Annotated in this window: 13 protein-coding genes; 2 read left to right on the plus strand and 11 right to left on the minus strand. The window is 40.8% G+C overall.

Features of this window, described 5'->3' with window-relative positions:
- The first annotated feature begins 102 nt into the window (after positions 1 to 102).
- Positions 103 to 888, plus strand: a complete 786-nt coding sequence (locus CDG77_RS10595) for a DUF3598 family protein (protein WP_094329340.1) — start codon at positions 103 to 105, stop codon at positions 886 to 888.
- A gap of 48 nt (positions 889 to 936) precedes the next feature.
- On the opposite strand, the gene CDG77_RS10600 is transcribed toward CDG77_RS10595, so the two are convergent.
- Both CDG77_RS10600 and CDG77_RS10605 read right to left on the minus strand, forming a co-directional pair.
- On the minus strand, positions 937 to 1464 hold the full coding sequence (locus tag CDG77_RS10600; RefSeq protein ID WP_094329341.1) for a DUF6398 domain-containing protein: 528 nt from the start codon (positions 1462 to 1464) through the stop codon (positions 937 to 939).
- A gap of 39 nt (positions 1465 to 1503) precedes the next feature.
- Positions 1504 to 2082: a Uma2 family endonuclease gene (locus CDG77_RS10605; protein ID WP_094329342.1), complete on the minus strand. Its 579-nt coding sequence runs from the start codon at positions 2080 to 2082 to the stop codon at positions 1504 to 1506.
- A gap of 226 nt (positions 2083 to 2308) precedes the next feature.
- Here CDG77_RS10605 and CDG77_RS10610 point away from each other — a divergent pair, with 226 nt between their 5' ends.
- Entirely contained in the window at positions 2309 to 3010 is a 702-nt protein-coding gene (locus tag CDG77_RS10610) for a PEP-CTERM sorting domain-containing protein (protein ID WP_143857001.1), read from the plus strand.
- A gap of 13 nt (positions 3011 to 3023) precedes the next feature.
- Here CDG77_RS10610 and CDG77_RS36415 read toward each other — a convergent pair whose 3' ends face one another.
- The 9 genes from CDG77_RS36415 to CDG77_RS10655 all read right to left on the minus strand — a co-directional run bounded on the left by CDG77_RS36415 (position 3024) and on the right by CDG77_RS10655 (position 9047).
- Complete coding sequence (locus tag CDG77_RS36415; protein ID WP_190233947.1) at positions 3024 to 3398, minus strand: hypothetical protein; 375 nt, start codon at positions 3396 to 3398, stop codon at positions 3024 to 3026.
- Between the two features lie 280 nt (positions 3399 to 3678).
- Positions 3679 to 4236, minus strand: a complete 558-nt coding sequence (locus tag CDG77_RS10620; RefSeq protein ID WP_094329344.1) for a WGR domain-containing protein — start codon at positions 4234 to 4236, stop codon at positions 3679 to 3681.
- 13 nt (positions 4237 to 4249) lie between these two features.
- A complete protein-coding gene (locus CDG77_RS10625) occupies positions 4250 to 4597 on the minus strand; it encodes a hypothetical protein (protein ID WP_094329345.1) in 348 nt (115 codons plus the stop codon).
- A gap of 95 nt (positions 4598 to 4692) precedes the next feature.
- On the minus strand, positions 4693 to 6315 hold the full coding sequence (locus CDG77_RS10630; protein ID WP_094329346.1) for an AAA family ATPase: 1623 nt from the start codon (positions 6313 to 6315) through the stop codon (positions 4693 to 4695).
- 90 nt (positions 6316 to 6405) lie between these two features.
- Positions 6406 to 6618 (minus strand): DUF2997 domain-containing protein, encoded by a 213-nt coding sequence (locus CDG77_RS10635; protein WP_094329347.1) that lies wholly within the window; start codon positions 6616 to 6618, stop codon positions 6406 to 6408.
- A 2-nt stretch (positions 6619 to 6620) separates the two neighbouring features.
- A complete protein-coding gene (locus CDG77_RS10640; RefSeq protein ID WP_094329348.1) occupies positions 6621 to 7070 on the minus strand; it encodes a DUF1257 domain-containing protein in 450 nt (149 codons plus the stop codon).
- A gap of 114 nt (positions 7071 to 7184) precedes the next feature.
- The gene (locus CDG77_RS10645; protein WP_094329349.1) at positions 7185 to 8258 is read right to left on the minus strand and encodes a hypothetical protein; all 1074 of its coding nucleotides are present in this window, start codon (positions 8256 to 8258) and stop codon (positions 7185 to 7187) included.
- A gap of 168 nt (positions 8259 to 8426) precedes the next feature.
- Positions 8427 to 8696: a hypothetical protein gene (locus CDG77_RS10650; RefSeq protein WP_094329350.1), complete on the minus strand. Its 270-nt coding sequence runs from the start codon at positions 8694 to 8696 to the stop codon at positions 8427 to 8429.
- Positions 8697 to 8771: 75 nt separating this feature from the next.
- Positions 8772 to 9047 carry a hypothetical protein gene (locus CDG77_RS10655; protein WP_094329351.1) on the minus strand — a complete coding sequence of 92 codons (276 nt, stop codon included), beginning with the start codon at positions 9045 to 9047 and terminating at the stop codon, positions 8772 to 8774.
- Between the last annotated feature and the right edge of the window lie 99 nt (positions 9048 to 9146).

Raw genomic sequence — 9146 nt, forward strand, 5'->3', positions numbered from 1 at the left:
CAAGCAGTTTCTACCAATATTTCTTTGCCATTGGTGATTTGGTATAGATCATAATACTATTTTTAAAAGGGAGAATTTAAATATATTTTGGACACAAATATTATGGATGCAAAAGAACGAAATTGGAATTATTGTACTAACCATTTGCTAAATTGGCATGGAATTTGGACGCGATATACACCAGTTGGTGATGTCAAAGAATCATTTCAAAGTCTGAGAAGTTTTAAAAGCAATCTAGAAAAGACTAAAATCGTCCATACTAATACTTATAGTTATGCAAATGGTGAAAATAAGCAAGAGAGTTGGGAATTTAATTTTCTGTCAAATAGCTTAGATAATGGACTTTTTCACCCATCACGTGAGACGATGCGAGGATATTTCTTTGCTGATGGTCATGCTACTTGGGCAACAGTGAAGTTAAAACCCAACTCATATTTTGGGATAGAATTATTCTTTCGATATGAAGATTTACGGCATAGTGTAGGTATTGTTTACGACGAGAGCGGAAATTTATTTCATACCGCAAATATTCGTGAGGATTGTAATGGATTCCCTAGTAAATACTGGTCAACTGAATTAAATCAATTACCAGAACGGAATTTTAGTGGTAATTGGCAAGGGATATCTATGACTATTACTCCCAATCTGAACATTTCTGAACCAATAGTCACCCAATTTAATTGGCATAGGTCAGGGCATAAATATTACTATTTACCTGACGGTGTTTCTATTAATTGTCCTAGTTCAATCAGTATAGGCACTCCTTTTTCTCTAATCGCCAATTGGTTGATTAATAATTACGAAATGTATCAACTAATTGCTAATTATGATGAATTGGGAGCATTCTCTTCGCTGACACTAGAAACATTCTTGATATCCAACGTTTAAGAGGTTGTTTGAAAAGTGTTTCACTATGACTTTAAGCACTTTTATATCTCAAAAGGAATCATTTATCGGTGGTAAATAGGGAATTAAACCCCTGCGGAATGCCTCTTCTTGAATCTCGCTAGGAGCGTAACGCGCATCTATAGGTAATCCGTTGACGGAAATTAACCAGGCAGTCGGATGCCTATCTAGTCGGCTGGGCAAACACCAAGTCGTGTCATAATAACTCATCTTCATCGCATCCCGAATTGTTTTAGATTTCCCCTGTCCGGTACTTTCCGCTACGCCAAAGACTTGGTACAGTTCGCTAGCTTTGATATAAGGAGTCTGGGAGGAATCGAAGAGAAAGTTAACCATACCGAGAGCGTGAACAATGCCACAAGCCCATGACTTAGCTAGCCCTGCTACTAGGGGTGAGGGACGCTTGCGGCACAAAGCAGCCGCAAGTTGGCGCGACATCTCGGCATATTCGGCGTTGAGATGTTCAGAGCAAAAGGCATCGGTGAGGCGGGTGATTTCCTCAAATTTCCCTTCCATCTGCTTCGGAACTTTTTCACCTACTGGTTTTGGTTTAGCCATACAAATCATCAGCAATTGCCACTTTCAATACATTGAATTTTAGACCTGTCCGGCTGTTAATACTAAATCTGCGGTCAAATCCAGCGCAGGGAAAATCACTGATTGAATTGTTTCCGTCCCCTGAAACACAGATTCTTCATATAATCCATCTACCAAAGTCAGCAAAGTAATTCGGGATTTTCCAGGGTCAACAATCCAGTATTCCGGGATACCCCGTGCTGCATATTCAGAACGCTTATAGCGGTAGTCTCTATCCTCATTTACCTTTCCTGGGGACACAACTTCAACTACCATTGCTGGCGAAGGCATATCTGGAGTGATTGTAGCCCGTCCGAGAGCCATCGCTTCTAATAACTCCGGCGTTAAGATCATCAAGTCAGGCAGTCGCACACGAGTCCGGTTGCCTATGACCACAAGTTCTGTATCTTTATGACGGATGAGTTGAATCGGAACAAACGTGAGAAATTGTGACAGTAGATAAAGAGAGATTAAGTTATTTCTATCGCTTTCTGGTGGCATTTTAACCAACTCTCCATCCACAAGTTCGTACTTGGTATCTGTGCCATCATCATAGGCAAGGTACTCTTCAAGGGTAAGTTTCTTGACTGCTATGGTCATAAACCCTTTTTTTACTCTCTAAACTTACATTGTACTGATTTTTGGATATTTCAATACTGGCATATTCTAGAACTCTCCTAAACTCCCAGTGCCACACCGTCTCTACCAGTATTTCTTTGCCGTTGGTGATTTGGATGAATTCTGAACTAATATTCTAAACTTCGGTTGACTTGTCAATAACGAATCGTTAAGATTTAGACAAAATTTTGGATACTCAATTACAGCTATGCTTCGTCTCAAGTCAATTTGTGTGTTAATGCTGGCAACATCAGCATTAAGCCTCATCTCTTACCCCGTTAAGGCTGCTTTAATTAATTTTAATAGTCAAGGAAATATTACGGCTATCAAAGGGTTACAAATTAAGGACAATTCATATAACGTTGAATTCGTCCAAGATACTTTCAGTAATTTATTCGGGAATCCTTCTAATTTGACGCTTTTGCCCACTTTTTGGCTAGATGCTGAAGGCGCTAAAGCTTCAATTAATGCCATTGATCGCATTTTAGAAACAACTTATCCATCTGTTATTGCTTCTGACAAGACGCAAGGCACTACAGACTATATCATTCCTCAACAGTCTGCTTCTCCTCGGGTAGCAACTATAGACGAGCAAGGAAATATCACCTACCTCCCTACTAACCTTTTTGGAGGCTTGTGGGGAAACTATAGCAACTATTATCAAGATCGACAACGCGATGAACTGTATAATACACTTTGTCAAATTAATGTATATTGCAGTGTTAATATATACAGGATGATCAATCCAGAAATATTTGCGGGAACAGATATTAATTCCCCTCGGACATTTGCCATTTTTTCTCCTAATGCAAATAAATTGATTCCCGAACCTTCTAATATAGTTGGACTAGGAATTATGGGAATTTTGACCTTATTAATTAGTAAAAAAATCAGGTATAAATTTATTTAAAATATTTCTATATCTACCTTCTAAATCTGATAGCGTCAAACTCATCACCAAAAGAAGCACTACCAAGAAAGCTAGAAAAAGTAACTAGCATCCAACCGAAACAAATATGCTTTTGGGTTTGCCAATCGTATCTATCTTCTACTGTAGGGATTGTTTTAGCTTCAACGATTTCTAATCCCCAGTAGCCCAACGCACTGATGCCAAACAACATAGCGCTGACGATGGACAATTTAGCGATGACTTTGAGAATGTAATTGCTTAAAGTAGGCAGTGTTTGAAAGGTTTTTCTGTGACGATGATGGATAGCTAGTTCACTTGGAGCTACAACCAAAACACGTCTTGGTTTTTGTTGAATGAGTTGGGAGACAACTTGTTTATTATCAGTCATGGGTCAAACCAAAGCCTGTTGGTTGTAACTAGATTAGTTTCAGTAATTGTATTGTAAACTTTCGTCAGGTGAATGTGGTTAAATTTACATAAAAATTCCACATTCAGAAAAGATATTCTAATGGTTAAGCGATGTCATACGAAAAAACCCAGAGGACAAACAAGCAATTAAGCTGAAAGTCAGTTAGAAATATCCCCCAGTGCGGTATAGGCTGGGGGATACACTTAATCAATCCGCATTGCTGTAGTAAATCGGCTGCAATACTTTCCGACAAGCTAATTTACAAATGTCGCCAGAAGTTCTTACTGATAGTCTTGAGACTGACAGCCTTAGTTTCTGTTGCTTCAGGGGCATGATCAACAGCCACCGCAGCAACTTGTGGTGCAGGTGTGGCTAACAGAGACTTGAGTAATTCTTGCTGATAGTCAACATCTTCTACTGAGCGATATACCCTGTATGGTTCAATTTGCATACCCAAAGGTGTTGGTACAATCTTCAGATATTGATTTAGGGCATTGATATAAGCAACTGAAAAGTTTTTCTGCTCTACATAAGGACGAATAATTTCTAGTAATTCAATCGCTCTGTTGATCTCAGAAACTTCACAATTACTGTCGATTTGTGACTGACTTCTTCTGTAGCCTTTCATCATCTTTTCGGCTACTAGATTGTTGAATTTTCTAACCGCTCTCTGATGATTGCCTAATGTGTGAACTTTGGTTTGTGCTTGATAACCGACTCTGCCCCACTGCACTGTCAAGTTACCATCTTCGACAATGGCCGCCCAGAATTTATTGCTGTTTCGGATAGCATCAACAAAAACTAAATAGATTTCCATGTTTTTTACCCTGTCAATTCACAGCTTGACAGGCATTGCCCCATAGAATTTGATGCTGTAAAGCTTCAAGTAATGTTTCCGCTTCCAGAGTTGTTAGTCCATTTAAAACAGAGCAGACATCATACAAATCCTGGGGAATAGAATCAGGAATTACTAGCTCACATAAAGCATCCTCAAGGGCTGTAGAAACTGGATATTCAGTTGGGGTATACTCTTGTTGCATAACAATGTATGTAGACAGAGTTACTCGTAATAACAGTTTGGTTTCTCTATCTAACTTCTCTAAGTGTGCGCCATAGTTATCAACCAGTTGGTTAATCAAGTCCGTTTGCCCGTAATAAGTAACTAAATCTGTCCTCATTTTTATTCGCCTTATTAACTATTAAAAGGTTGCTGTCAATTGCTAAAAAAAAGAGTGATTGCCCCTATATGATTAGGGAGCAACCGCAATTAATATCAGTTCAGGTTTCTGTATTTGGCAGTCCTGAGAGACTGAGTTTTCGCTGCAACCACAGGACTGCTAGCCCGTCGTGCAGTGGATGCCCACACCTGCATTCGTTCAACTGCCGCAGCGTCCTGAATCGCAAGTGGGGTAATGGTTTGACGGCAGGTTTCCAGATCAGCAAGTGTTACCTGCTGCGGTCTTCCCTCATCGAATGCCAGCAGAGCAGCTTCCGAAGCAAGGGTTTCCAGTTCTGCGCCTGAAAACTTTGCGGTCGAGGCTGCGATCGCTTCGAGGTACTCCGATTCCAGGTGAATGCCAAAACGTTGTAGATGAATCCCCAGAATTTGGACTCGCTCAGGCTCCGTGGGAAGATCAACAAAGAAATTTTCGTCAAATCTTCCCTTCCTCTTTAGCTCACTTGGCAGCGCAGAGGGGTCATTGCAAGTCGCCACAACAAACACACCACACTGTGATTCCGACATAAACGTGAGGATATTGCCTAGAATCCTTTGACTGACTCCACTTGTATCGCCACTACCGGAGAGGGCTTTTTCTATTTCGTCAATCCACAGGACGCAGGGTGCGATCGCTTCTGCCGTTTTCAAAGCACGTCTGACATTCCCTTCAGACTCACCTACCAGACTGCCCAAAAGGGATGCAATGTCTAGCTGGAGCAATGGTAAATTAAGGATGTTAGCAATGTTTTTAGCCAATAATGTTTTACCTGTACCGGGAGGCCCCGCAAGCAACACACCTTTTGGTTGAGGCAAGGAAAGCTCACGCGCTTCTTGTGTGAACAGCCGCCGCCGTCGATTGAGCCACTCGCGCAACAAATCCAATCCTCCAAAGGAGATGCTAGCAGGCTTACCCAATTCAATACCCATTTGAGACAACAGCCGAGTTTTATACTCGACTGCTTGGGGTATGAAATTACTATCAATTAAAATCCCATCTGATGTTAGATTATGTTTGACAGTTAACCGCAGGAAGTCGCTAATTTCCTCCAGAGTTAATCCCAAGGCAGCACGAGAGAGAGATTCAATTTCACTCTTGTTGAGGGAAATTGTAAAAGTCAATTCCTGTTCAATAGCAGACTGTTGTAGGTCATGCAAATAAGAATTGATATGTTCAAGTATTTGCTCAACTCCTGGTAGAGGAATTTCACAATAAGGGATTAAGCGTACAAGTGACTCATGTAATTGAATGTTTTGACCCAGCAGCACAATGCGTTTATCAGTCGGTTTGAGACGATGGTAGAGATTTTTTACCTTGCTAACCACCTCCCAAGATAACGAAGGCGAATTCTTACCAATAAACGAGTGAATGTCACCTAAGATGAAGATTCCATCAGCACTAAAATTCGCAATGTAATCAAACACATATAACAATGGATCAGCATGTGGTGGTTTCTTATACTCTGCAACTGGCTTAAACACCAATCCTCCATCTGCTGCGATTAAACATTGCTCTAAGGTTGATACTCCCAGATTCCAGAAGAACACAGGACTTGAAAGCTTATTGTTAGCTTCAGCAGTTAACCACTGAATAATCGTCGCTTCATCGGGCGACAAGACATCAACCGCAGCAATGGGTATTTGTGAATCGAGTGTGGAGAGAAGATTTGAGAGTTTCATGTCAATTATTCAAATATTTCACTTATGAAATGGCGAAGCCTTTATGATCAGCAGTTACCAGCCGAGTTAAGACTGGTAACTGCTGACTGATTACTGGTGCAACCGTGCTTGACTGCTTAGGGTAGTCCGAAGTTGTTGGGTTTGGGCTTCGTCCTTAAACGTGCGATCGCTCTCGCTCACAACTCCCAATGCGGATTCAAACGGTTGTGTAGCCGATAAACAACTCAAACCCTCAAATCCCTCAGCCTCCACTCGAACTTCACCTGTAGCATTGTCAAAATGAATCAGTATTGAGCGTTCCATATTTATCTCCTTACATATTGTTGAACTTCTTGATGTCCAGCAAAAGTCAGCCGTAGAGTTTGCACACTTCCGTTAGTTGATTCAGCGATCGCACATTCACCAAATTTTTCTTGTAACTCGGCAGCTTTGACACGAACCAAATGCTTACCATAAGCCAGCATTAGTTTATTACTGAAAAAGTCTTTGCCCAGCTTCGGAACTGTTTCATAACTGTCGTGTATTACGTCGTACACGCCGCTTGACTGATTCCATTTGAACCCGATGTCTGCACGGGCTTTTATGGTGCGACCAGATACGATGATTTCAGCACTTTGTCCTTGAGAATCACCGTAGTATCCTTTTAGTGGCTGTGCTGTTTCGTGAACTTGCGGATTCAGTTTCAAATCTTGTAAAGCTTGTACCAGGCATTCACGGTTAGTAAGCTTGGTTTTAACTGTTGAGAAATGTGACATGAGAATCTTGTTCCTGTAGTGATAGAAGTGCAGTATTCTTTGTGAGGTGTATATCCATTTTTCGTTTAAGGTATTTAGTCTTGAGCGAATGCACCCTCGCCCAAGACTATTTTTTTACCTGAATTTAAACGACATTACGGTAGCCTTCGACAAGCCCACGTCGTCAGTCGCTAGTTGTTGTAGATTGCGTTGTTCATCTAACAACTTGGTGCGGATAGAATCTATTTTTTGCTGTAGTTGACTGCGCGTATCACTGCCCAGATTCTTAGCTTCAATCGCTGGGTCGGTGACAATGGAATCTAAGTGCGCCATCATCTGTTCTAAACTGCTGCCAGCTTCCGGTGAGGCATTTGCCAGTAACACCCGCACTTTCATCAAGTGTTTTTCCATCTTTTTTTTGAACTGGACTGGCTTGCGTCCTGGTTCCCAGTCGCTCAACTCTTCAAGAAGTTGTGCTGCCAGTTGTTCACCACCAGCGATCGCAGATTCCCTTAATCGTTCCTCCAGATTTTGGTCATACTGCTGAATGAACTTGGTAATCTGGTCTAGACATTCGGCTTGTTGCTGATTGAGTTGTTCGGACAATGCCGGGATAATCACCGGACGACCAATAACAACTTGCAAATAGTCTTCAAGATCGGTCAGAGTCGGAAATGCTCTTAGCAAGTTGGCTTTGACTGATTCTTGCTTATCCTGGGATAATTCCCAAGTATGGAGTGAGAGAAACTGGTCAATTCGCTCTTGATAATCAAGCAACCCAGCTTCATAATCAGCTTTTAACTGATTACGCAATCCAGGGGCGATATTATCCCTAATATTAAGCAGTTGGCTCCACACGAGTGGAGCCAAATCAATCGGACAGACCCAATCACCAGTATCAGCAGACATCCACTCTTGAACTGAAGCAATCTCTTGCCTCAGTTGGGCAGCAGCTTCATCCAATTTCTTAAATACCTTAATACCCCGCAAACCGACTTCAGAATTTGTGACTTTAACGAGGTCTGATTCAATTTCAGAAACTTCAGCTTTTAGCACATCCGCCCATTTAGGTGCGGCAGACTTTGTACTTTTCTTCAACTGAATACGAAAGCGAATACGAGTTTTATTTAATTGTGAGAAATTGTGGCGCTCGACTACTGCATCAGTTAGGAAATTTGCAGCGATAGTGTTGTCGATTACTTGTACCATTATTATTGACCTCAATCATTATTTTTCACTTTCGATTAAGCGAAGCTTTCTTTGTGGTGATTTCTCAAGAGAGCGAATGTCTGTAGTAGCTCTATAGATTACTTTTATAGAGCTTTTTTGCAGGCGAATATGTCTTTTAATGACTGGTGGTTTATGTATGGACATAACTCAAAATAGCTGAAGTTGCTGTGAATTATCCTGTACCACAGGCTTTTGATAAACCATGCCTTCGACTTCATAACAGCGAGTCATGAGTTTGTTTCGGTTTAGCCGAAAGCTGACTTTTTTTCTTTGATTTGGCAGAGGTACAAATAGATACTGTGGATGTTGGATAGTACCTTCATCACCCAAGTATCGTGAAAGCGTACCGTCGATTTGGTAAACTTTTGAGGAGCTTAAAAGCGTTGAGTCATAAACTTTAATCAAATTTAATTCCATCTGATTACTATTGAAGTAGAGTGTGTGATAATCTTTTGTGGAATCGATTTTTCTCTCCAGTCAGACTGATTAAATCTAACTGGAGAGTTTTTCACGAATAATCTGATTCAATTTCTCCTTTGATTCATCTGACAGAGCATTAAAATCAAACTCTTTAGAGTCCCAAACTTCATCCAGACTTGTAGACTCATCAATAATATTTGCAATCAAACAAGATTCATTGTCATAGTTCCAGCCATTTGCTAAAAGCCACGGCAGAATTCCTTTAGATTGCAATAGTTTCTCAATGTCGAACGAGTCAGAAAACTGCTGTAAGTTTTCGATACTGGGGTGAACGATTGTAATAGTCATGGGGTATTTTAAATGATTGAAATACAGCCCAATCAAAAGATGGGGAAAGTGGAAAGGGATTCATGAATTAAATTATCCTTAGAAAAGCAAGGTTTTTAC

This window comes from Nostoc sp. 'Peltigera membranacea cyanobiont' 213, from assembly GCF_002245975.1.
Taxonomy (GTDB): domain Bacteria; phylum Cyanobacteriota; class Cyanobacteriia; order Cyanobacteriales; family Nostocaceae; genus Nostoc.

Bases quoted from the DNA above. Each gene is read 5' to 3' on its own strand.
- CDG77_RS10595 (WP_094329340.1), top strand. From the start codon at position 103: ATGGATGCAAAAGAACGAAATTGGAATTATTGTACTAACCATTTGCTA.
- CDG77_RS10600 (WP_094329341.1), bottom strand. From the start codon at position 1,464: ATGGCTAAACCAAAACCAGTAGGTGAAAAAGTTCCGAAGCAGATGGAA.
- CDG77_RS10605 (WP_094329342.1), bottom strand. From the start codon at position 2,082: ATGACCATAGCAGTCAAGAAACTTACCCTTGAAGAGTACCTTGCCTAT.
- CDG77_RS10610 (WP_143857001.1), top strand. From the start codon at position 2,309: ATGCTTCGTCTCAAGTCAATTTGTGTGTTAATGCTGGCAACATCAGCA.
- CDG77_RS36415 (WP_190233947.1), bottom strand. From the start codon at position 3,398: ATGACTGATAATAAACAAGTTGTCTCCCAACTCATTCAACAAAAACCA.
- CDG77_RS10620 (WP_094329344.1), bottom strand. From the start codon at position 4,236: ATGGAAATCTATTTAGTTTTTGTTGATGCTATCCGAAACAGCAATAAA.
- CDG77_RS10625 (WP_094329345.1), bottom strand. From the start codon at position 4,597: ATGAGGACAGATTTAGTTACTTATTACGGGCAAACGGACTTGATTAAC.
- CDG77_RS10630 (WP_094329346.1), bottom strand. From the start codon at position 6,315: ATGAAACTCTCAAATCTTCTCTCCACACTCGATTCACAAATACCCATT.
- CDG77_RS10635 (WP_094329347.1), bottom strand. From the start codon at position 6,618: ATGGAACGCTCAATACTGATTCATTTTGACAATGCTACAGGTGAAGTT.
- CDG77_RS10640 (WP_094329348.1), bottom strand. From the start codon at position 7,070: ATGTCACATTTCTCAACAGTTAAAACCAAGCTTACTAACCGTGAATGC.
- CDG77_RS10645 (WP_094329349.1), bottom strand. From the start codon at position 8,258: ATGGTACAAGTAATCGACAACACTATCGCTGCAAATTTCCTAACTGAT.
- CDG77_RS10650 (WP_094329350.1), bottom strand. From the start codon at position 8,696: ATGGAATTAAATTTGATTAAAGTTTATGACTCAACGCTTTTAAGCTCC.
- CDG77_RS10655 (WP_094329351.1), bottom strand. From the start codon at position 9,047: ATGACTATTACAATCGTTCACCCCAGTATCGAAAACTTACAGCAGTTT.